Annotated in this window: 17 protein-coding genes and 1 other RNA gene; 10 read left to right on the forward strand and 8 right to left on the reverse strand. The window is 38.1% G+C overall.

From position 1 onward, the window contains the following. The first annotated feature begins 117 nt into the window (after window positions 1-117). The 3 genes from OVA16_RS13500 (at window position 118) to OVA16_RS13510 (ending at window position 1964) form a co-directional block, all read left to right on the forward strand. On the forward strand, window positions 118-504 hold the full coding sequence (locus OVA16_RS13500; protein ID WP_267760225.1) for an STAS domain-containing protein: 387 nt from the start codon (window positions 118-120) through the stop codon (window positions 502-504). 9 nt (window positions 505-513) lie between these two features. Continuing rightward, complete coding sequence (locus OVA16_RS13505) at window positions 514-1425, forward strand: ribonuclease Z (RefSeq protein WP_267760227.1); 912 nt, start codon at window positions 514-516, stop codon at window positions 1423-1425. Window positions 1426-1772: 347 nt separating this feature from the next. Continuing rightward, window positions 1773-1964, forward strand: a complete 192-nt coding sequence (locus OVA16_RS13510) for a cold-shock protein (RefSeq protein ID WP_267760229.1) — start codon at window positions 1773-1775, stop codon at window positions 1962-1964. A gap of 139 nt (window positions 1965-2103) precedes the next feature. Here the strand turns inward: OVA16_RS13510 and fsa are convergent, their stop codons facing one another. Continuing rightward, window positions 2104-2763, reverse strand: a complete 660-nt coding sequence (gene fsa / locus OVA16_RS13515) for a fructose-6-phosphate aldolase (RefSeq protein WP_267760231.1) — start codon at window positions 2761-2763, stop codon at window positions 2104-2106. Between the two features lie 101 nt (window positions 2764-2864). After that, window positions 2865-2964: signal recognition particle sRNA small type (ffs, locus tag OVA16_RS13520), an RNA gene on the reverse strand. A gap of 334 nt (window positions 2965-3298) precedes the next feature. Here ffs and gltB point away from each other — a divergent pair. The 3 genes from gltB to OVA16_RS13535 all read left to right on the forward strand — a co-directional run bounded on the left by gltB (window position 3299) and on the right by OVA16_RS13535 (window position 11156). After that, window positions 3299-7807: a glutamate synthase large subunit gene (gene gltB / locus OVA16_RS13525; protein ID WP_267760233.1), complete on the forward strand. Its 4509-nt coding sequence runs from the start codon at window positions 3299-3301 to the stop codon at window positions 7805-7807. Between the two features lies 1 nt (window position 7808). Next, a complete protein-coding gene (locus OVA16_RS13530; RefSeq protein WP_267760235.1) occupies window positions 7809-9278 on the forward strand; it encodes a glutamate synthase subunit beta in 1470 nt (489 codons plus the stop codon). 630 nt (window positions 9279-9908) lie between these two features. Continuing rightward, the gene (locus OVA16_RS13535) at window positions 9909-11156 is read left to right on the forward strand and encodes an erythromycin esterase family protein (protein ID WP_267760238.1); all 1248 of its coding nucleotides are present in this window, start codon (window positions 9909-9911) and stop codon (window positions 11154-11156) included. On the opposite strand, the gene OVA16_RS13540 is transcribed toward OVA16_RS13535, so the two are convergent. Continuing rightward, window positions 11153-11842, reverse strand: coding sequence for a 2-C-methyl-D-erythritol 4-phosphate cytidylyltransferase (locus tag OVA16_RS13540; RefSeq protein ID WP_267760240.1), 690 nt, complete (start codon window positions 11840-11842; stop codon window positions 11153-11155). The genes OVA16_RS13535 and OVA16_RS13540 overlap by 4 nt on opposite strands. A gap of 79 nt (window positions 11843-11921) precedes the next feature. Next, window positions 11922-12971: a tRNA preQ1(34) S-adenosylmethionine ribosyltransferase-isomerase QueA gene (gene queA, locus OVA16_RS13545; protein ID WP_267760243.1), complete on the reverse strand. Its 1050-nt coding sequence runs from the start codon at window positions 12969-12971 to the stop codon at window positions 11922-11924. Between the two features lie 297 nt (window positions 12972-13268). Here queA and OVA16_RS13550 point away from each other — a divergent pair, with 297 nt between their 5' ends. Further along, on the forward strand, window positions 13269-14513 hold the full coding sequence (locus OVA16_RS13550) for an ABC transporter permease (RefSeq protein ID WP_267765399.1): 1245 nt from the start codon (window positions 13269-13271) through the stop codon (window positions 14511-14513). Between the two features lie 78 nt (window positions 14514-14591). On the opposite strand, the gene OVA16_RS13555 is transcribed toward OVA16_RS13550, so the two are convergent. Beyond that, a complete protein-coding gene (locus OVA16_RS13555; RefSeq protein ID WP_267760247.1) occupies window positions 14592-15788 on the reverse strand; it encodes a pyridoxal phosphate-dependent aminotransferase in 1197 nt (398 codons plus the stop codon). A gap of 430 nt (window positions 15789-16218) precedes the next feature. Between OVA16_RS13555 and OVA16_RS13560 the strand changes: the two genes are divergently transcribed. From OVA16_RS13560 to OVA16_RS13570, 3 genes are read left to right on the forward strand one after another with little or no spacing between them, the layout of a single operon-like run. Further along, window positions 16219-17196 carry a cation diffusion facilitator family transporter gene (locus OVA16_RS13560; RefSeq protein WP_267760250.1) on the forward strand — a complete coding sequence of 326 codons (978 nt, stop codon included), beginning with the start codon at window positions 16219-16221 and terminating at the stop codon, window positions 17194-17196. Then, window positions 17193-17633, forward strand: a complete 441-nt coding sequence (locus tag OVA16_RS13565) for an NUDIX domain-containing protein (protein WP_267760252.1) — start codon at window positions 17193-17195, stop codon at window positions 17631-17633. The genes OVA16_RS13560 and OVA16_RS13565 overlap by 4 nt, the downstream gene beginning before the upstream one ends. Further along, window positions 17630-18502, forward strand: coding sequence for a CPBP family intramembrane glutamic endopeptidase (locus OVA16_RS13570; RefSeq protein ID WP_267760255.1), 873 nt, complete (start codon window positions 17630-17632; stop codon window positions 18500-18502). The genes OVA16_RS13565 and OVA16_RS13570 overlap by 4 nt, the downstream gene beginning before the upstream one ends. Before the next feature lie 23 nt (window positions 18503-18525). On the opposite strand, the gene OVA16_RS13575 is transcribed toward OVA16_RS13570, so the two are convergent. From OVA16_RS13575 to OVA16_RS13585, 3 genes are all read right to left on the reverse strand, one after another. Next, window positions 18526-19257, reverse strand: coding sequence for an MIP/aquaporin family protein (locus tag OVA16_RS13575; RefSeq protein ID WP_267760258.1), 732 nt, complete (start codon window positions 19255-19257; stop codon window positions 18526-18528). A 145-nt stretch (window positions 19258-19402) separates the two neighbouring features. Beyond that, window positions 19403-20890, reverse strand: coding sequence for a glycerol kinase GlpK (gene glpK, locus OVA16_RS13580; RefSeq protein ID WP_267760261.1), 1488 nt, complete (start codon window positions 20888-20890; stop codon window positions 19403-19405). A 23-nt stretch (window positions 20891-20913) separates the two neighbouring features. Next, window positions 20914-22506 (reverse strand): glycerol-3-phosphate dehydrogenase/oxidase, encoded by a 1593-nt coding sequence (locus tag OVA16_RS13585; protein ID WP_267760263.1) that lies wholly within the window; start codon window positions 22504-22506, stop codon window positions 20914-20916. Between the last annotated feature and the right edge of the window lie 89 nt (window positions 22507-22595).

Genomic DNA, 22595 nt, shown 5'->3' on the forward strand with positions numbered 1-22595 from the left:
TCAGTTAGATGTAGGCAGTTGAATGTTGGCAACTCTTTAATAGGCAATTTTCAATGCAACAATTTAACAATAAAACAATTCAACAATAGACATCAGTTAACCAAAAAACAGAAAAATATGAAATTTAGTGTAGATAAGCACGAGAAATATGTAGTGTTGAAATTAGAAGAGCCGAAATTCACTAATGATAATGCGCCAGCACTAAAATCAGAGTTTGTACTCTTAAATACAGAAGGTTACCGTAATATCGTATTAGATTTATCGGCAGTTAAAGAGTGTAATGATGCACAAGATTTGAGTGCGTTACTGGCTGGAGATAGGCTATGTAAAGCCGCTGATGGTATTTTTATAGTATGTTGCGTTAATAAAAGTATTGCCCAAATTATCCAAATGTCAAACCTTCATCAATCTGTTACGTTTGTTAATAAACTAGACGAAGCTACAGATTTGATTTTTATGGAAGAGATTGAAAAAGAACTTCGCGGTGGAGTAGACAAAGGATAATTATACTGAATGAAATTTGAAGTAACGATACTCGGTAGCGCATCTGCAACACCAGTTTATAACAGAAATCCAACGGCGCAATTACTTAACTGTAACGAGCGCCATTACTTAATTGATTGTGGCGAGGGTACTCAGCAGCAACTAATTAAGTACGGGTTTAAGGCTGCTAAGATAGATTACATTTTCATCAGTCATTTGCATGGCGATCATTTTTTTGGCTTGGTAGGCCTGCTTTCGAGTTTACATTTAAACGGGCGCACCAAACCTTTACAGCTTTTTGCACCACCTGCACTTAAAGAAATTATAGATTTACAATTTCTGCATTCGGATACGCGTTTGCGTTACGAAATTGATTTCCATCCAATTGATGCCACTAAATCTGAAGTTATATTTAAAAATAATGATGTTTCTGTGGAAACCATTGTATTGAACCATCGCATTCCGTGTACGGGTTTTAAATTTACTGAAAAGAAACGCTTAAGGAAGCTCGTTGTAGAGAAATTAGAGCAAGATGCGGTTCCTGTAACGTATTATCCGATGCTTAAACGCGGTCTGGATATAGATTTGCCCGATGGTAGACACATTAATTATTTAGATTACACTACCGACTCTGCTGTGCCCAAGGTGTATTGCTACTGTTCTGATACCATGTACGACGAAAGTTATTTTGGGCAAATTGAAAAAGCAGATACTTTGTATCACGAAGCTACCTTTTTGCACGAAATGCTAGATAGGGCCAACGAAACGCATCATACCACTGCGCAGCAAGCAGCAGAAATTGCCAAAAAAGTAGGCGTTAAGAAATTATTGATTGGCCATTTTTCTTCCAGATATAAAACTTTAGAGGCTTTATTAGACGAAGCTAAAAACGGTTTCGAAAACACTCAACTCGCTATAGAAGGAAAAACCTTTGAAATATAGTATGTTTATTAAGAGCCTGTTTAAATTTATTTCATGAAAATGTTTATCGCTTATTTCTGAGCGAAACAAGGCTTGTTTTTGAAGAGATAGCTGGGTTTCTACCTCAAAAAAACATAACGAGGTTGCAGCCAAAAAGAAGCATAAAAAAATTATTAGATAAATTTTAAACAGGCTCTAACTCTGCTTTTATGCGTTTAAACAGGTTTAAGCTTAGTTTTTCATAATTTAACTCCTTGTTTTTTAGAAAATAAATTTATCTTATTACAGTTTAAATTTATTTATTTTTTAAAATAAGCTGATTTTCAATAATTTATATTTATGTTTGTTCTTTATTAAAATTAAGTACAATGCAACAAGGAACAGTAAAATTTTTCAACGTAACAAAAGGTTTCGGATTTATCGTACCATCTAATGGCGATGCTGAGATTTTTGTACACGTATCAGGTTTAATTGATGAAATTCGTGAGAATGATTCGGTAAGCTATGATGTAGAGCAAGGCAAAAAAGGCCTAAATGCAGTTAATGTTAAGGTAAGCTAAGATATTTCCTTCATAAATTGAGAGCATCCGTCAACAATTGGCGGATGTTTTTTTTGCGCTAATAAATTGATTATTTATAGGAAAAGCCCTTAATTTGTTAAAATTAAGGGCTTTTGCAATTCAATTCTATTTTAGAAATTTATTTTCCTGCTGCTTTAGCATGGTCTGCCAAGAAAGTAGCTAAGCCAGTATCTGTTAGTGGGTGTTTCAATAAGCCGGTAATTGCCGAAAGTGGAGCTGTAATTACGTCAGCGCCAATTTTAGCACAAGCCACAATGTGTAACGGCCCGCGAATAGAAGCTGCTAAAATTTGAGTTTCGTAGCCGTAGTTGTCAAAAATTAAACGGATGTCTTCAATTAGAGTTAAGCCGTCAGTAGAGATGTCATCTAACCTGCCTAAAAACGGAGATACGTAAGTAGCACCAGCTTTTGCGGCCAATAATGCCTGAGCAGGAGAGAAAATCAATGTACAGTTGGTTCTAATTCCTTTGCTACTAAAATATTTAATAGCTTTTAAACCTTCCTTAATCATAGGTACCTTAACCACAATTTTAGGGTTAAGCGCCGCTAAAGCCTCGCCTTCTTTTATAATTCCTTCGTAATCTGTAGCAATTACTTCTGCACTTACATTGTCATCTACGATGTCGCAAATTGCTTTATAATGATTAATTACATTTTCGTCGCCAGTAATACCTTCTTTAGCCATTAAGCTTGGGTTGGTGGTTACGCCGTCTAAAACGCCTAAATCTTGTGCTTCTTTAATCTGATCCAGATTAGCAGTGTCGATAAAAAATTTCATGGTTATTTTTAATATAAGGTTTTTAGAACAAAACCCTGATGATTTATATTCCCCTTTCAGAGTTTACTCCGATAGTATCGGAGGGGGTATAAGGGGTAAAAAAAGGGCAAGCAACTTCTATCGCATCGCTACAACCTTCTACCCTTGCTTTGTTCCCAACCTGGGGGAGTTCAAAAGGAGCTGATCGTAGAAGACTTGCCCTGCACAAAGGTAGTAAAACCCGGTATTTTACAAAACATAATTTACATTAAAATTTAATGTTTTTTTAAGGCGTTTACTATCAGTATTTTATGTTTTTTGTGATGTTTATCTTTTAATTTAAAATCTTTGTTTAAATCATTTAAACCTAATGTTTAAGATTTTATACTTTGATAATATTTTAATTGGTATCGTTATCTTTTGCTATATTGATAATTTGAAACCTTTTTTTTACATATAATATTGTTTTTTGATAAAATTTTTATGAAATATATAATTTACAAATATTTTTTTGTATCTTAGTGTTCGCTACACACTAACTACAACCAACTAATAAATGGAAAATTTAAATGAACAACAGGGGCTGTATCGCAACAGTTTTGAGCATGACGCTTGCGGTATAGGTTTTGTTGCCCACGTGAAAGGGAGAAAATCACATCAGAACATTACAGATGCGCTGACCATTTTGGAGAATTTGGATCACCGTGGCGCATGTGGTGCTGAGCCTAATACCGGAGATGGTGCTGGTATCATGATACAGGTTCCCCACGAATTTTTATTTGACGAATGTTTACGCACAGGTTTTAGCTTGCCGCAATATGGCGACTATGGCGTGGGTATGCTTTTTATGCCTAAAGAAATTAGGGCTAGAGAAGAATGTCGTGAAATTATTTATCGCACAGCAGAAAAGCTGGGTTTCGAGGTGCTTGGATTTAGAAAAGTTCAGGTGGATACTACCGATATTGGCAATATGGCCTTGTCTGTAGAGCCAGAAATTGAACAGGTTTTTGTTTCTCGCCCGTACCACATTGCCGCTGGTGCCGATTTTGAACGTAAGCTTTTTGTGCTTAAAACTTACGTAACCAAAACTATTTACAATTCTGTAAAGGATAGTAAGCAAGATTTTTACATAGCGTCGTTCTCGTCGCGAACCATTGTGTACAAAGGCCAGCTAACTTCTTTACAAGTACGTACCTATTATACCGAGCTTAGCGATAAGCGTATGGTTTCGGCCTTCGGTTTGGTACACTCACGTTTTGCAACCAACACTTTCCCGTCTTGGCGTTTGGCACAACCATTTAGGCATATTGCCCATAATGGAGAAATCAACACTTTACAAGGTAATTTGAACTGGTTTCGTTCTAGTGTGAAATCATTTGCATCACCATATTTTACTCCGGAGGAGTTGAACATGATTTTGCCAGTGATCGACGAAACACAGTCGGATTCGGGATGTTTAGATAATGTAGTAGAATTACTATTGCATGCTGGCCGTTCGTTGCCGCATGTTTTAATGATGTTAATACCAGAAGCATGGGACGGAAACAAGGATATGGATCCGATCAAGAGTGCTTTCTATCAATTCCACGCTTCGTTAATGGAGCCTTGGGATGGGCCAGCAGCTATCGCCTTTACGGATGGTAACTTAATTGGCGCTACCCTGGATAGAAATGGCTTGCGTCCTTCGCGTTACGCACTTACCAGTGATGATAGAGTGATTATGGCATCTGAATCGGGAGCGGTTGAGATTGACCAAGGCACTGTAATCGAAAAAGGTAGGTTAACTCCTGGAAAAATGTTTGTAGTGGACATGGAACAGGGGCGTATCATTAGCGATGATGAGATTAAGCAACAAGTTTGCGGCCGTCGTCCGTATGCAGATTGGATTAACCAATATCAAATTAAATTGGAAGAATTGCCTGAACCAAGGGTAATGTTTACCAATCTTTCAGAAGAATCTATTTTCAATTACCAGCAGGTATTTGGCTATACCAGAGAAGATATCGATCTATTGATCAAACCAATGGCGATGGAAGGGAAAGAGGCCATCGGTTCGATGGGTACAGATACACCTTTAGCGGTGCTTTCTAAACAGCCTCAGCACTTGTCTTCTTATTTCAAACAGTTGTTTGCCCAAGTAACCAACCCACCAATCGATCCAATTAGAGAGCGAGTGGTAATGAGTTTGGCTGGTTTTATGGGTAACAATGGTAACTTATTGGAAGAAAACCAAATGCAGTGTCACTGTGTGGGTATCAAACATCCAATATTAACCAACCAAGAATTAGAAAAATTAAGAAGTATTGATACAGGCTTGTTCCAATCTAAAACCCTACAAATGTATTTTAGGGCCGATGGAAAAGCGGGATCATTGCAAAAAGCTTTAGATCGTTTGTGCCGTTACGCAGTGGATGCTGTGGAAGATGGTTTCCAAGTGATTATTTTGAGCGATAGGGCATTGGACTCTACCCATGCTGCAATTCCTTCATTATTAGCGGTTTCGGCGGTTCATCACCACTTAATTAGAAAAGGTTACAGAGGTGCGGTAGGTATTGTGGTAGAGGCTGGAGACGTTTGGGAAGTACATCATTTTGCTACCCTAATTGGTTTTGGTGCTACGGCGGTAAACCCGTATTTGGCTTTAGAAACCATCAATACTTTCCAAAAAGAAAGCGGTTTAACGCAAGATCAGTTAAATTATAACTATATCAAATCTGTAAAAGATGGCTTGCTAAAGATTTTCTCTAAAATGGGAATTTCTACTTTACAATCTTATCACGGAGCGCAGATTTTCGAGATTTTAGGTTTAAATCAACAAGTGGTTTCAACTTATTTCACAGGTGCGGTTTCTCGTATCGGAGGTTTAGGTTTAGATGAAATTGCGCAAGAAGCCTTGATTAAGCACAACCGTATTTTTGGAAAGCATACACAAACCGAGCATATTTTAACTGCTGGTGGTACGTACAAATGGAGAAGACGTGGCGAAAAACACTTGTTCAATCCAGAAACCATCCACTTATTGCAAAATGCAACTCGTAGAAACGATTTTGCTACGTTTAAAAAGTACTCGAAGTTAATTAACGAGCAAACTACACAGGCTTACACCATTAGAGGTTTGTTCGAGTTCAATTATACTCGTCCGTCTATCAGCATTGATGAGGTAGAGCCAATTGAGAATATCTTCAAAAGATTCGCTACAGGAGCGATGTCTTTCGGCTCAATTTCTCATGAGGCGCACTCTACTTTAGCTATCGCGATGAATAGAATTGGCGGTAAAAGTAATACTGGCGAGGGTGGAGAGGATGAAATTCGTTACCAAAATTTAGAAAATGGCGACTCGATGCGTTCGGCTATTAAGCAAATTGCTTCGGCTCGTTTTGGTGTAACCAGTTACTATTTAACCAATGCCGATGAGTTACAGATTAAAATGGCTCAAGGTGCAAAACCTGGAGAGGGTGGTCAATTACCTGGTCACAAAGTGGATGACTGGATTGCAAAAGTTCGTCACGCTACGCCAGGTGTAGGTTTAATTTCTCCACCTCCGCACCATGATATTTATTCTATCGAAGATTTAGCACAGCTGATCTACGATTTGAAAAATGCCAACCGTGCCGCTAGAATTAACGTAAAGTTGGTTTCTAAAGCAGGGGTAGGTACCATTGCTGCAGGTGTGGCTAAAGCTCACGCTGATGTGGTTTTAGTTTCTGGTTACGATGGTGGCACAGGAGCTTCTCCTTTAACTTCGGTGCAACATGCTGGCTTACCTTGGGAATTGGGTTTAGCAGAGGCGCACCAAACTTTGGTTAAAAACCGTTTGAGAAGTAGGGTAGTGCTACAAACTGACGGGCAGTTGAAAACCGGTAGAGATATTGTGATTGCTACTTTATTAGGTGCCGAAGAATGGGGTGTAGCAACAGCTGCACTGGTAACTGCAGGTTGTATCATGATGCGTAAGTGTCACTTAAATACCTGTCCAGTTGGTGTAGCAACGCAAGATCCTAACTTGAGAAAACTATTTACTGGCGATGCAGATCACGTAGTAAACTTATTCCAATTCTTGGCACAAGAAGTTCGAGAATTAATGGCCGAATTAGGTTTCAGAACTGTTAACGAAATGGTGGGTCAATCTGATTTGTTAAAAGTAAGAGAATTTGCAGAAGCAGATTGGAAATTGAAACACGTAGATTTAACGCCAATATTGTACAAAGAACCTGCAAATGGACAACCTTTGTACAATACTGAGGAACAAGATCATGGCTTAGATAAGGTATTGGATCATCAGTTAATTGCGGCGGCACAGCCAGCTATTTTAAACAACGAGCCAGTATTTGCCAACTTTGATGTGAAAAATACAGATCGTTCTATCGGTACCATGTTATCGAACGAAATTTCTAAAGTTCACAAAAGTGCTGGTTTACCACACGATACCATCAACTTTAAATGCTTCGGCTCTGCTGGTCAAAGTTTTGGCGCTTTTGCTACTAAAGGCTTAACACTTACTTTAGAAGGCGAAGGTAACGACTACGTAGGTAAAGGCTTATCTGGTGCTAAAGTGGTGGTTTATCCTTTCGGAAATATCAACTACGTACCAGAGCAAAACATCATTATTGGTAACGTAGCACTTTACGGCGCAACCTCTGGAGAGTTGTATGCTCGTGGTAAAGCGGGCGAACGTTTCGCAGTTCGCAACTCTGGCGCTACAGCAGTAGTAGAAGGTGTGGGCGATCACGGTTGTGAGTACATGACAGGCGGTGAGGTGCTAATTTTAGGCGACACCGGAAGCAACTTTGCCGCAGGTATGAGCGGCGGTATTGCTTGGATTTACGACACGAGCAAAACTTTCGCTAACAAATGCAACTTGGAGATGGTGGATTTAGACCCGCTGCAACAAGAGGACGAGGAAAGAATTACTACGTTGTTGAAAAACCACTTAAGGTTAACCAGCAGTAAGGTAGCAGAATTTATCCTTAGCGACTGGGAAAATCAAGCTAGACATTTCGTGAAAGTTTTCCCTAAAGAATACAAAGCAGTTTTATTACAACGTCAACAAGTAAAAATTAACTAAGATGGGAAAAGTGACAGGATTTTTTGAATACGAAAGAGTTTCGCCTTCAAAACAAGCACCGCAAGAGCGTTTAAATCACTACAATGAGTTTGTATCGCTATTGCCATCTGATGAGTTGAATAGACAGTCTGGTCGTTGCATGGACTGCGGTGTACCATTTTGCCAATCTGGTTGTCCGTTAGGAAACGTGATCCCAGAATTTAACGATGCAGTTTATCAAGGCAAGTGGTTACAAGCTGCCGAGATTTTATTAAGTACAAACAATTTTCCTGAGTTTACAGGTAGGATTTGTCCGGCACCTTGCGAAAGTGCTTGTGTATTGGGAATCAACAAATCTCCAGTTTCTATTGAGGAAATTGAAAAACATATTATCGAAATCGCTTTTGAAAAAGGTTACATCAAAGCAAACGAACCATTAATTAGAACAGGCAAAAAAGTTGCGGTAGTTGGTTCTGGTCCTGCGGGATTAGCAGCTGCTGCACAATTGAACAAAGCTGGTCACGAAGTGGTAGTTTACGAACGTGATGACGTAGCTGGTGGATTACTTCGTTACGGTATTCCTGATTTTAAACTGCAGAAAGATGTGGTAGAAAGAAGGATCAAGTTAATGGAGGAAGAAGGCATTACTTTCCAATACAATGCTAATGTTGGCGAGAATGTAGAAATCAGTACATTATTACGCGATTTCCAAGCGATTGTGTTAGCAGGTGGTTCAACTATACCTCGAGATTTAAACTTGCCAGGAAGAGATGCAAAAGGGGTGCATTTTGCAATGGATTTTTTGAAACAACAGAACAAACGTGTGGGTGGTCGTAAGGTAGAAGCTGAGGAGATTCTGGCTACTGGTAAAAACGTAATTGTAATTGGTGGTGGCGATACTGGTTCAGATTGTATTGGCACATCTAATCGTCATGGTGCAAAATCTGTTACACAGTTCGAAATTATGCCAATGCCGCCACAAATGCGTACCGAAAATATGCCTTGGCCAAGTTATCCAATGCTATTGAAAATTACTACTTCTCACGAAGAAGGTGCGCAACGTGCTTGGTCGGTAAATACCAAAGAGTTTATTAAAGATGAAAATGGCAATCTAAAAGCCTTAAAAGTGGTTGATGTAGAATGGGATATTGATGCAGCTACAGGAAGACCGCTTGGTTTTAAAGAGGTTCCAGGTACTGAAAAAGAATATCCTTGTGAATTGGTGCTTTTGGCAATGGGCTTTTTACATCCTCAAAAAGAAGGCTTAATAGAAAAATTAGGTGTAGAGTTAGATGAAAGAGGAAACGTTAAAGCCGTAGAGGGCGAGTATCAAACTAACATTCCTAAGATTTTTGCCGCTGGCGATATGCGTAGAGGTCAATCATTAGTGGTTTGGGCTATCTCAGAAGGCAGAGAAACTGCTCGTAAAGTAGATGAGCATTTAATGGGTTTCAGTAAATTACCTTCTAAAGATGCCGTAGCTTACGCTTAAGAACTTTTGTTTTTATACTTTTACAACCAAGGTCCAGACGATTTTTCGTTTGGGCCTTTTTTTGTTCTGCACCTTGTCTTCATTCCAGATTTATTCTGGAATCTTAAAAAGGTCATGATCCATGTTTTTTTATCCATTATGATAATTAACGTGAGTTATGGGTCTTAATCTTTGCTAACCGACCCTGAAATAAATTCAGGGTGACGGTATGGGCGGTTCGTCATGCTGAATTTATTTCAGCATCAGCTTTTAGGTCTATTTTTTTAAATCACATTTTCAGAATAAATATTTAACTCATTGATAAACAGTTAAAAAAAACCATAATTCACGTTAATTACATTGCCGTCCTTTCGACGATAGGAGAAATCTTTGGATGTGGTAATTGATTATGTAAAGTTAAAAGATCTCTCCGCTACGGTCGAGATGACGGCAGTTGCTAATAGACTTACGAAGTTTTTAAACGGCGAAGCTCCTCAACTTTACCATTGAAAAACAATAATGGATAAAAGTTAAACTTCGTAAGTCTTAAAATGTATTTTCTTTCTATGAAATGAATGACTAAGTTAAATTCTGTTAAGTTTTGATGGATAAAGATTTGGTTGCGTAGCTTTAAGATTATAAATAAATGCTATGAAAAAATTATCCCTCTTAATACTTTTTTGTTTAAGTCTGCAGTCTTTTGCTCAAAAAGCGATTAAAAAATATGTGCAAGAAAATATAAAAAGCATCAAAAATATTGAACCAGATTCGTTAGACTTTACTGACTTGGCTGTTATTGGCAATGTAATCGGAGATTCTAGAATTGTAATGCTTGGAGAGCAAGATCATGGAGATGGACCTACGTTTTTAGCAAAAACGCGGCTAATCAAATATCTTCATGAAAAAAAGGGCTTTGATGTGTTGGCTTTTGAAAGTGATTTTTATGCTTTAACAAAAGGTTGGGATGACCTAGAAAAAAGGAAAGATAAGGTAGAAGAATTTTTGAAAAGAAATATTTTTTCGGTCTGGACAAGCTGCGCCCAATGTGATGAGCTGTTTTATAATTACATCGCTAAGACTTTAAAAACTAATTCCCCAATAGATATTGCAGGATTTGATAGCCAGAACCATGGTAGGTACAGTAAAACGAATCTAAAAATCTTTGTAGATACTTTGATGATGAAATCGGAAATGCCTTTTTTTAAAACTAAAGAATATGCATCGTTTATAAAATTTTTGGATTCTTCGAAGATAAGTAAGGATACTACGAAATACCACGCATTTATTGATCAAATGAATACAGTGATAGGCTATTTATCTGCAAAAAATGTTAGTAGCTATGATTTGCTATTACTGAAAAGTATTAAAGAAGATTTCAAGAGTGGGCTCTTTTTTTTGACTAAAAAGAGCGATTTTATGGAAATAAGAGATAAGCAAATGTCCGAAAATTTAAAATGGTTAGCTTATCAAAAATATCCTAATAGAAAGATAATTGTTTGGGCACATAGTGCGCATATTGCAAAAAACAGCGAGTTGATAGGAGGAAATTCTAATGTCAAAAAATCAATGGGGAGTTTTTTTACTAAAGATCTAGCTGCTCGGGAAAATACTTACGTTTTAGGTTTTGTTTCTAGGGATGGAACTGCCGGTAGATTAAGCCTAAATAAAAAGTTTAATGTTCAGAAACCGCCAAATAATGCTTTTGAAACATGGTTAGCGCAAGATTTGAAATATGGTTTTGTCGATTTTAAATCTTATAATTTAATAAATTCTAATTTTTCGACACCTTTTAATATGAAAGGGATTGCCCATAGTAGTAATTTTGCCTCATGGAATAATGTGTTTAATGGTGTTTTTTATATCCGAGATATGTATCCTTGCGAAAAAATAAAGAATTAGAATAACTCCCCAGGAATGTTGTTCTTCAATAAAAAACTTGCCAACTCCAAATCTTCTGGATAAGTAACTTTGATGTTGTTTCTGTTGCCTTCTACTAAATTAATTGGAAAACCAGCAGCTTCTACTACAGACGCATCATCGGTAAACTGAGTAGAAAAAGACTGTTGATAGGCAATTCGTAACTGCCCCAAATCGAAGGTTTGCGGCGTTTGTATGAGTACTAGTTTATCTCTATTGATTATTTTGCTTCCACCATCACTTTGTATCTCTCTAACCGAATCGCTTGGTTTAACGCAGGGAATGGCATTCCCAATTTCTAATGCGGTTTTAAAGGTTTGTGTAATTAGGCTTGCGGTAACTACTGGCCTAACGGCATCGTGAATAGCTACAATGCCATCTTCCTTAATAGTCATCAGCCCGTTTCTAACCGAGTGGAAACGTTCGGTACCGCCTTCAACTAAGGTGTGCGGAATAGTAAAATTATACTTCACACAAAGCTCTTTCCAGTAATCGTGATCTGCTTTAGCTAAGACCAAAATAATTTCCGGCTTAACTTCTGAAACATAAAAAGCCTGTAATGTATGCATCATTACAGGCTTTTCGTTAAGCAATAAAAACTGTTTGGCTACTGCTGTTTGCATTCTTTTACCAGCGCCACCAGCTACAATTATTGCGTAGAATTTCATATTTGTTAGTATTGTGTAGTTAGTATTGCGTATTGAGATTTGGAATTAAACACAATACGCAATACTCATTACGCTGTACCTATATAATCAACATCGCATCGCCGTAGCTGTAGAAACGATATTTCTCTTTTACAGCAACTTCGTAAGCATTCATTACGTTTTCGTAACCACCAAAAGCACTTACCATCATCAATAAAGTAGATTCTGAAGTGTGGAAATTGGTAATCATTGAGTTTGCAATGCTAAAATCGTAAGGAGGGAAGATGAACTTACTAGTCCAGTCGTTTGCTGCCTTTAAGGTTTTGTTGGCAGAAACTGCAGACTCGATAGCACGCATAGATGTAGTGCCTACGGCACAAATTCTTCTCTTTTCTTCCAAAGCTTTGTTAACGATATCCGCATCTTTTTGCTCAATAATGAACTGTTCTGAGTCCATTTTGTGCTTAGTTAAATCTTCAACTTCAACCTGACGGAAAGTACCCAAACCTACGTGTAAAGTAACTTCTGCAAAGTCGATACCTTTCAATTCTAAACGTTTCATCAACTCTCTGCTAAAGTGCAAACCAGCAGTTGGAGCTGCAACAGCGCCTTCGTGTTTAGCGAAAATAGTTTGGTAACGTTCTTTGTCTTTCTCGGTAGCTTTACGTTTTATGTATTTAGGAAGTGGGGTTTCGCCTAAAATTTCAACGTTTCTCCTAAACTCCTCATCAGTTCCATCAAATAAGAAACGGATGGTACGGCCACGAGAAGTAGTGTTGTCTACCACTTCGGCTACTAATAAATCATCGTCTCCAAAATATAATTTATTTCCTACGCGTATTTTACGAGCTGGGTCTACTAAAACATCCCATAAACGTAATTCTTTATTCAATTCGCGTAATAAAAATACTTCTATAGTAGCACCAGTTTTTTCTTTGTTGCCGTATAAACGAGCAGGGAAAACCTTAGTGTTGTTAAGAATCATTACATCTTTATCGTCAAAATAGCCTAAAACATCTTTAAAGATTTTATGCTCAATTTTACCGGTATCTTTGTGTAATACCATTAAACGTGCTTCGTCTCTCTCTTCGGCAGGGTCGTTAGCTAAAAGTGAGTCGGGTAAATTGAACTTGAATTGAGATAATTTCATGTGTAATTATTAATTGTTATGGCTCTGGGCAAGTTTATTCAATTTTTTAAGTCTTCCTACAGGGATAACTTTTGAAGTAAAGCTGCTTTCGATACCTAAATTAGGGCGCAAATTTACTAATTAATATTTTTCTTTTTTGCAATTAAAAATCACTCGCTTTACTGTGTCGTGATTTTATTACTCGCCGAGGTGTAACTAACCATCGATAAACAGCTGTAGCCAACTTTTTACTTTATTCTTTTTAATTTAACTTAAATAGCTGTAACCTTTTTAACTACATTTGGTCTAAACAATATGCTGCTAGTTTTTAGACTTATAGGAGAGAGTTTTAGGTTTGCCTGGGATGCTCTTAGACAAAATAAATTGCGTACTTCTTTATCCTTGTTGGGTATTACCATTGGTATTTTTATCATTATTGCTGTTTTTACTGCGGTTGATACCATGCGTAACCAAATCCAATCAAGTGTGGATAAACTAGGCTCTAATACGCTGTTTGTGCAGAAATGGCCGTGGCTATTTGGAGATAATTACCCTTGGTGGAAGTATGTAAATCGCCCTGAACCTTCTTTTAGAGATTACCTTAGCTTAAAAGAGCGTATGGAAAGTGCACAAGGGGTATGTTTTGAGGTTTCTAGCGGCAATAGAACCATTAAATATAGAAGTAGCTCGGTAGAAGGTGCTAATATTAATGCAGCTACCCAAGAGTACGACCAAACTTGGAACCTTGAGTTTGAAAATGGTAGGTATTTTACGGAAAGTGAAGGAAAATCTGGAGCTCCTGTTTGTATTTTGGGAGCCGAAATTGCCGAAGGGCTTTTTGGAACAGATGATCCTATAGGTAAGCAAATTAAAGTAATGGGGCGTAGGGTAACCGTGGTAGGAGTGTTTAAAAAAGAGGGTGAGGATATGTTGGGGATGTCGCAAGATAAAAATGTGTTAATTCCTATGGCTTTAGCAAAGGGCATTTTTGATATCAATAGTGAACGCTACAATCCTCAAATTACAGTTAGAGGTAAAGAAAATATCAGTTTTGAAGAAGTAGAAAGTGAGTTGCAAGGACAAATGCGTGCCATTAGGCGTGTTAAACCTGGTCAAGAAGATGATTTTTCTTTAAATAAAACTACTATGCTTTCTAATCAGTTAGATACCATGTTCTCGGCCATTAATATTGGCGGATGGATTATTGGTGGTTTCTCTATTCTGGTTGGTGGATTTGGTATTGCCAACATCATGTTTGTTTCGGTAAGGGAGCGTACTAACATCATAGGTATTCAAAAATCATTAGGAGCTAAAAGCTATTTTGTTTTGTTGCAGTTTATTTTTGAGGCGGTTGTTTTATGTTTAATGGGTGGTTTGTGTGGCCTTTTCTTGGTGTATTTGGGCGTGCTGGCTGTCTCCAATTTTACCGATTTTAAAGCGGCCTTGTACCTTTCTAACATTGTATTAGGTATAGGTGTATCGGTAGGTATTGGTATCGTTTCTGGTTTTTGGCCAGCGTATTCAGCTTCAAAATTAGATCCGGTAGAGGCGATTAGAAGTTAAAACTTTGGTTAAAAAAAGGCACAAAAAAAGCGTCCTAACGTAAAGTCCGGACGCTTTCCATTTATCTTAACGTTACTACTAGCTCAATTTGCCTAACGCTTCTTTAATTCTTCTTAAAGCTTCTACCAAACTTTCGTCTGATGCTGCGTAAGACAAACGGATGTAGTTATCGTTACCGAAACTATCGCCACCTACAGTGGCCACATGGCCAACATTTAAAAGGTAAAGTGCTAAGTCGCCAGAACCTTTAATTACATTGCCATCAGCATCTTTTTTGCCGAAGAACGAACTGATTTCTGGGAAGAAATAAAATGCGCCTTCTGGAAGATTGGTTTTAACACCTGGAATATCTTTCAATAAATCGTAAACCAATTGACGGCGACGAGCGAAAGCTTTTTTCATTTCGTTAACCGTATCTAAACCTTGCTCGTAAGCCACAATACCTGCACGTTGCGCAATAGAACAAGTTCCTGAGGTGGTTTGGCCTTGCAATTTATCATTGGCAGCAGCAATTTCTTTACTAGCAGCGATGTAACCTAAACGCCATCCGGTCATTGCAAATGCTTTTGAGAAGCCGTTTACGATGATTACACGGTCTTTAATGCTTTCAAACTGGGCAATAGATTCATGTTGGTCAACAAAGTTGATATGCTCGTAAATCTCATCAGAAAGGATGAAAATGTTAGGATGTTTTTCGAATACCTTAGCTAAAGCAGCCAACTCATCTTTGCTATAAACCGTACCCGTTGGGTTATTTGGCGAAGAGAACATGAACAATTTACTTTTTGGAGTAATTGCAGCTTCTAATTGCGCTGGGGTAATTTTAAAATCGCTTTCTATAGATGCATCGATGAAAACAGATTTACCTTCGGCAAGCGTTACCATTTCAGAATATGAAACCCAATAAGGAGTAGGGATAATTACTTCATCGCCTGGGTTAATTAAAGTAAGGATCACATTAGAAAGTGACTGCTTTGCACCTGTAGAAACCACAATTTGCGAAATGTCGTAATCAAGGTTGTTTTCTGTTTTAAGCTTGTTCACTATGGCTTGGCGCAAATCTGGATATCCAGGTACTGGCGAGTAACGGGTAAAGTTATCGTCTAATGCTTTTTTTGCAGCTTCCTTAACATGCACTGGCGTATTAAAATCTGGTTCTCCAACGCTTAAACTAATTACATTTACGCCTTTTGCAGCTAACTCGCGACCTAATTTGGTCATTTTTAGCGTAGCTGATTCTGATAGGTTATTTATTCTGTCTGATAAAATGCTCATGATATTTCTGTGAAGTAGCAAATATAAAAACCTTATTTATAAAGCCCTAATAAAAGATGTTTTTTAATAGCATTTGTTTAAGGTTTCGTTATTTTTTTTAGTATTTTGATAATGGTTAGTTACAGGCCTGAGTTCGATTATTATTTGTTTATTTTGCAGTATTATTTAAACTTATTGAGTTCGCCGATCCTGAAATAAATTTGCTTCGCAGCTACTGCGTGGTTAGGGGCGACGGAAAATTGGCGGTTCGTCATGCTGAATTTAGTTCAGCATCAGTTTTGAAAGTTAATAATCCATAGGTTAATAATCGAACTCAGGTTATAAAGTTGAAAAGTTAGAATGTTGATGGTACTGAGATTCTCGCATTTATCCAATCTCGATCAGTTTTTCAAAACTAAAAAGCGTAAATTTGCCAATCAAAACATAAGATTTGATATCTAACAAAAGAGCCATATTGCTATCGCTTTGCACCAGTGTTGTATTGATGCTAGCTAAATTTGTAGCCTATTTTATTACCAACTCTAACGCTATTTTAACCGATGCTGCAGAGAGTATTGTAAATGTGCTAGCCAGCGGATTTGCGTTCTACAGCATTTATTTGTCTACCTTACCAAAAGACGAAAATCATCCGTATGGGCACGGTAAAGTAGAGTTTTTTTCTGCCTTTGTAGAGGGGGTACTTATTGGGGTTGCTGGAGTCTTTATTTTAGGTAAATCTATTTACAGCCTTTTTTATGGTAATACCGTTTCAGATTTGTATGATGGTGCTTTAATTATTGGGGCAACAGGCATTGTTAATCTCATTGTTGGTTGGTATTTGATTAGAACTGGTAAGGCAAATAAATCTTTAACCTTAGAAGCCGATGGAAAGCACTTGCTTACTGATGCTATTAGCAGTGCAGGCTTAGTCATTGGAATTATCATCATTCAGCTCACCCAAGTTTTATGGCTAGATAGTTTGATCTCGATTATTTTAGGATTGTACATCCTTTATAACGGTTACAAGCTTACGCGTACATCGGTTGGTGGTTTAATGGATGAAAGTAATTTAGAACTGGTTGAAGAAGTGGTTGCTATTTTACAGCAAAACCGACAACAAAGTTGGATAGATATACACAACCTAAGGGCGCAGCAGTACGGTGCCGACTTGCATATTGATTGCCACGTTACCTTGCCTTATTATTTTGATTTAAACAAAGTTCATCATGAAATTTCGAGTATTGATAAATTGATTAACCAATCCGTTAGTCGACAAACAGAGCTGTTTATTCATGCAGATCCTTGTTTGCCAGCTTGTTGCTACTACTGTAAAATGGAGAACTGTGCTGTTAGAACCGAAGCTTTTAAGGGAGAAATTAATTGGAACATGGAGAACGTGACAAAAAACCAGAAGCATTTTGAAAGATGAGTTATTTTAACGTGAGAGTTTACGGTTTGTTGATAAATGAAGATAGCGAGGTTTTACTTAGCGATGAGTTTGCTGTAGAAAGATATTTTACCAAATTTCCTGGTGGTGGTGTAGAGTTTGGCGAAGGTTTGATTGATGCATTAAAAAGAGAATTTATAGAAGAATGTAATGCGGAGATTGAGGTGCTTAGGCATTTTTACACCACAGATTTTTACGAAAAATCTTCTTTTAATGACAGCCAGGTGCTGAGTATTTATTATTTGGTTAAACCAGTTAAGCCTTTGCAGCTTAATTTTAAATGCAAGGTTTTTGATTTTGATGAAGGAACGAGCCAGTGTTTTAGATGGAAGAAGATTACAGAACTAACAGAAGACGACGTAACTTTTAGAACTGATAAAATTACCGTAAGGTTGTTAAAAGATGAGTTTAAAAAATGATTGAGGATAGCAAATTAGGATATTATTTAGTGCCTGTTTTAAAGATTTGGCTATTTATGTTTTTCCTTTTGCTCTGTACTATCCCGTTTGGTTTGGTATTGCAGTTTAATTTTTTGCCTAGTATATCAACACCAATTGTAAGTGATATTATAGCGCAGTTTAGTTTAGTAACCATTGTTTTGGGAGCGCTGCTAATGGTGTTTAAGGTGTTCCCAGATTTAGACTTCTATCAGGTTTTTATTAAAAGAGCAAGTGCTTTGCCCGAGTTTTTTAAGGGTGTTGCATTAGGTTTGGTGCTGATGTTGCTTTGCGCTTTATTGCTTTACGTCAATGGAAATGTAGTTTTTGAGAAAGCCAACATTTCTGGCGATATGGTTTGTCTGTATTTCCTTTACTTTTTAATGATCTCAGTTTTTGAGGAGTTCTTGTTTAGAAGTTACCCTTTGTTTGCGCTGGCAGAGCGTTATCCCCTCTGGTTTGCTATTTTAGTAAATGGATTGTTGTTTGCCTTTGCGCATTTTGCAAATCCAGGTATTACAGTTTTAGGTGCTTTAAATATTACCTTGGCTGGTATGTTGTTTGCACTTTATACTTTGCAGAAGCGTAACATAGCTTGGGCAGTAGGTGTTCATTTTGCTTGGAATTTTACGCAGGCGGTAGTTTTGGGATATAACCTAAGTGGCAACAAAATGTCTGGTTTTGTAAAAGCAGTACCTAAAGGACTAGATTATTTCTCTGGCGGCGAGTTCGGGATAGAAGGCTCTGTTGTTTGTACGGTGTTTTTGATAGGCAGTATTTCTTGGTTGTTTTACAGTAGAGGCTTCGGTTTTTCGGGGCCAAGTATCCAAGAAGATAATGAAACAGAATAGGATGTTTTTGTTTAAACGTTGGTTTAGCCTTTCAGAAATAAATGTAGTAAAGCAGCTAGCAAAGCACCAATAATTGGCCCTACAATTGGTACCCAAGCGTAGCCCCAATTGCTGTCTGCTTTGCCCTTCATGGGGATGATGCTGTGAATAATTCTAGGTCCTAAATCTCTTGCTGGATTAATGGCATAGCCTGTGGTTCCTCCCAAGCTTAAACCTATTACCCAAACTAAAAATGCTACTGGTAAGGCACCAACCGAACCCAATCCGATAGGTGTTTTTTCTGCTCCCATTTCTCCGCCAGTAATGTAAAAAATGACAAAAATGAGCACGAAAGTGCCAACTACTTCAGAAAATAAATTAGATTTTTTATTCGCAATAGCTGGGCCTGTGGCGAAAGGAGCAGCTTTTAGTCCCTTGTCATCAGTAGCATCGAAATGATCTTTATAAAATAGCCAAACCAGCAAAGAGCCTAACATGGCACCGCCAATTTGTGCTAGCATATAGTAGGGTACTTTTGCCCAATCAAAAGTCTTAGTAATGGCGAGTGCTAAAGTTACCGCCGGATTCAAGTGAGCGCCGCTATGTGGGCCAGCCACAATTACCGCAACAAAAACTGCCAAAGCCCAAGCCGTGGTAATTACTATCCAGCCACTGCTGTTTCCTTTAGTGTCTTTTAGTACCACATTGGCTACCACACCGTTTCCTAAAAGGATTAAAATAGCGGTGCCAATAAATTCTGCGATGTAAGGATGCATAGGGTAGTAGGTTAATCGTTTAAACTGTTGTTTGGTTAATTGTTATGTGAAGTTATTAAAGATTATTTTTGTAGCTGGCTGTTTGGCTTTTTAACGTTTAAGCTTACCACTGATGTCTGATCCTTAAAACCTAGTCGCTAAAAACCTAATCAGTATTTGCTATAGCAGCTTTAATTGCTTTTTGCCAACCTCTAATTCTTTCGGTATTGTCTACATCGCTTTGCGCAGTAAAGGTTTTGTCAATTTGCCATTGCGATTTTATTTCGTCAATATCTTTCCAAAAGCCTGTGGCCAAGCCTGCCAAATAAGCAGCGCCAATAGCAGTAACTTCGGTAACTTCGGGTCTAATTACTTTGCAGTTCAATAAATCAGCTTGAAACTGCATCAGTAAATTATTTGCGGTAACTCCGCCGTCTACTCGTAATTCTTTAATTGGAGTGCCAGCATCAGCTTGCATGGCATTTAGCACATCCATGGTTTGGTAGGCAATGCTTTCGAGCGCAGCCCTTGCAATGTGCGATTTGTTGGTTCCTCTAGTAATTCCCGTAATGGTGCCCCGGGCTTCTTGGTTCCAATAGGGTGCGCCAAGACCAGCAAAAGCCGGAACAACATATACACCTTGCGTATCTTTTACCTGTAGCGCCAGTTGTTCTACATCGGCAGATTTCTGGATTAACCCCAGTTCATCGCGTAGCCATTGCACAATAGCTCCGGCAATAAAAATACTTCCCTCCAAGGCATAATTAACCTCTCCGTTAATTTTCCAGGCTACAGTAGTTAATAAATTATTGGTCGATATTTTTGGTGTTTTGCCGATATTCATCAGCATAAAACAGCCTGTACCGTAAGTGTTTTTTACCATTCCGGGCTGTGTACACATTTGGCCAAACAAGGCCGATTGCTGATCTCCGGCAATGCCCGCGATAGGTAGTTGTGCTGCCAAAATGTTGCCTGCTGTGGTGCCATAAACTTCGCTAGAAGATTTTACCTCTGGCAACATTGATTTTGGAATATCAAATAATTGAAGTAGTTCGTTATCCCATGATAAAGAGTGAATGTTGTAGATCATGGTTCTGGAAGCGTTGCTTACATCGGTAACGTGTACTTTCCCGCCTGTTAAATTCCAGATTAACCAGCTGTCTACTGTGCCAAAGGCTAAGTCTCCGTTTTCGGCTTTTTGTCTAGCACCTTCAACATTTTCTAATATCCATCTTACTTTGGTAGCTGAAAAATACGAATCGATAATTAATCCAGTTTTTTCTTGGATTAGCTTCGAGTGGCCTTTTTGCTTGATGCTGTTGCAATATCCAGACGTTCTCCTGTCTTGCCAAACAATGGCGTTGTAAATGGGTTTTCCAGTGTTTTTATCCCAAACAATGGTGGTTTCTCGCTGATTGGTTATGCCAATTGCATTGATATCCTGTGCTTTTAAGCCAGCTTTTGCAATTACTTCGGTGGCAACGGCCAATTGGGTAGACCAAATCTCGTTTGGATTGTGCTCTACCCATCCCGCTTGCGGATAAATCTGCGTAAATTCTTTTTGAGCGATGGCAATGATCTCGCCATTGTGGTTAAAAATAATGGCCCGCGAACTTGTGGTCCCTTGGTCTAGAGATAAAATATACTTGCTCATAAAATTATATTTGGTTGAAAAAGTTATCCTACTAAAACAGGTTCTTCCCTTTTGTTTTTAGTTTGATAAGTATAACCTTCTGCTAATTTAATAAAAGAATTTGTTTGCTCATCTTCCCATTGTTTGTTAGCTCCAATTTCTTTGGCCATAATAGATGCTACAATAGGAGCCATTTCTATAGCCGCTTTGGCATCAATAATTAATATCCTTAGGCGTCTGCTCAATATATCTTCAACCGTTTCGGCCATTTCGTTTCTTGTGCTCCAAACTACCTCGGCATAGCTATAAGGAAAATCTTTGTGTAGCCTTTGTGCCAATTCTGGTTGCTGTTTAATTAAGGTTTCGATATGTTTTTTATCAGCACCGTAAATGCTTAAATGGTTTTCCTCTGCCTCATTTACGCACCCATGGATCGCGAGTTGTTCTGTTTTACAAACAATGGGGCTTAATTTTGCTTCTTTAATGGCTAAGTTTACAGTTTCTTCTGCCATACGTCTATAGGTTGTCCATTTGCCGCCCGTAATGGTAATTAAGCCCTTTGCTGAAACCATTAGTTTGTGGTCTCTACTGATTTCTTTTGTGCTGTTCGAGTTGCTATCTGTTGGTGCAGCTAAAGGACGTAGACCAGAGAACACGCTTAGGATGTCTTTTTCAGTAGGTTTCGTTTTGAAATAATTTGCAGCGGTATTTAAAATGAAATCAGTTTCTTGTTTCAGCGCTCTAGGCTCTAAGCTGTGCTCGTCTAAAGGCGTGTCTGTAGTGCCAACCAACAAGTGGTTGTGCCATTGTACGGCAAAAAGAACCCTGCCGTCTGAAGTTTGAGGGATCATCAACGCAGAATCGCTATTCAAAAATTCCTTTTTCAAAACAATATGAACCCCTTGACTAGGCCTAACTGTTTTTCTAGCTTTCGAGTCGTTCATCTGTAAAATTTCATCCACAAACACTCCGGTGGCGTTAATTACCACTTTCGCTTTCAATTCGAAAGTTTCGTTTGTAATTACGTCGGTAGCTACTACACCTTTAATTTGGTCAGCATCTTTAATTAAACCTGTTACTTTCATGTAGTTAATTAAAGTAGCACCTTGTTCTTTTGCTGTTTGCGCAATGTTAATGGCTAACCTAGCATCATCAAATCTGCCATCGAAATATCTTATTGAGCCTTTAAGTCCTTTGTCTTTGATGCCTGGCATTAAACGTAGGGTTTCGCTTTTAGAAAAATATTTTGAAGTTCCAAAACTGAAACGACCCGCTAGCCAATCGTATAGTTTTAAACCAATAAGATATTTTGCTACAGAAAACCAATCGTAACAAGGAATAAGGAATTCTTCTTTATGTACCAAGTGGGCTGCGTTTTTTTGCATCAACCCTCTTTCTTTAAGCGCATGTTTAACTAGTGCAATATCGCCTTGCGCCAAATATCTTACGCCGCCGTGCACCAACTTCGTGCTTCTGCTCGATGTTCCCTTTGCAAAGTCTGCCTGTTCAATCAATAAGGTTTTTAGACCTCTGCTGGCAGAGTCTAGCGCTGTTCCAAGTCCAGTTGCTCCTCCTCCAATAATGATAACGTCCCAGGCAGATTGGTTAGTTAAATGATGGTTATGTATTCTTTGCATAATAAATTGTAATAAAACGAAACAATAAGCAATTATAAGTAATCAAAATCGAAATAATAAATACTTTGACGAAAATATTTTTCTTACGT

This window comes from Pedobacter sp. SL55, from assembly GCF_026625705.1.
Lineage (GTDB): Bacteria > Bacteroidota > Bacteroidia > Sphingobacteriales > Sphingobacteriaceae > Pedobacter.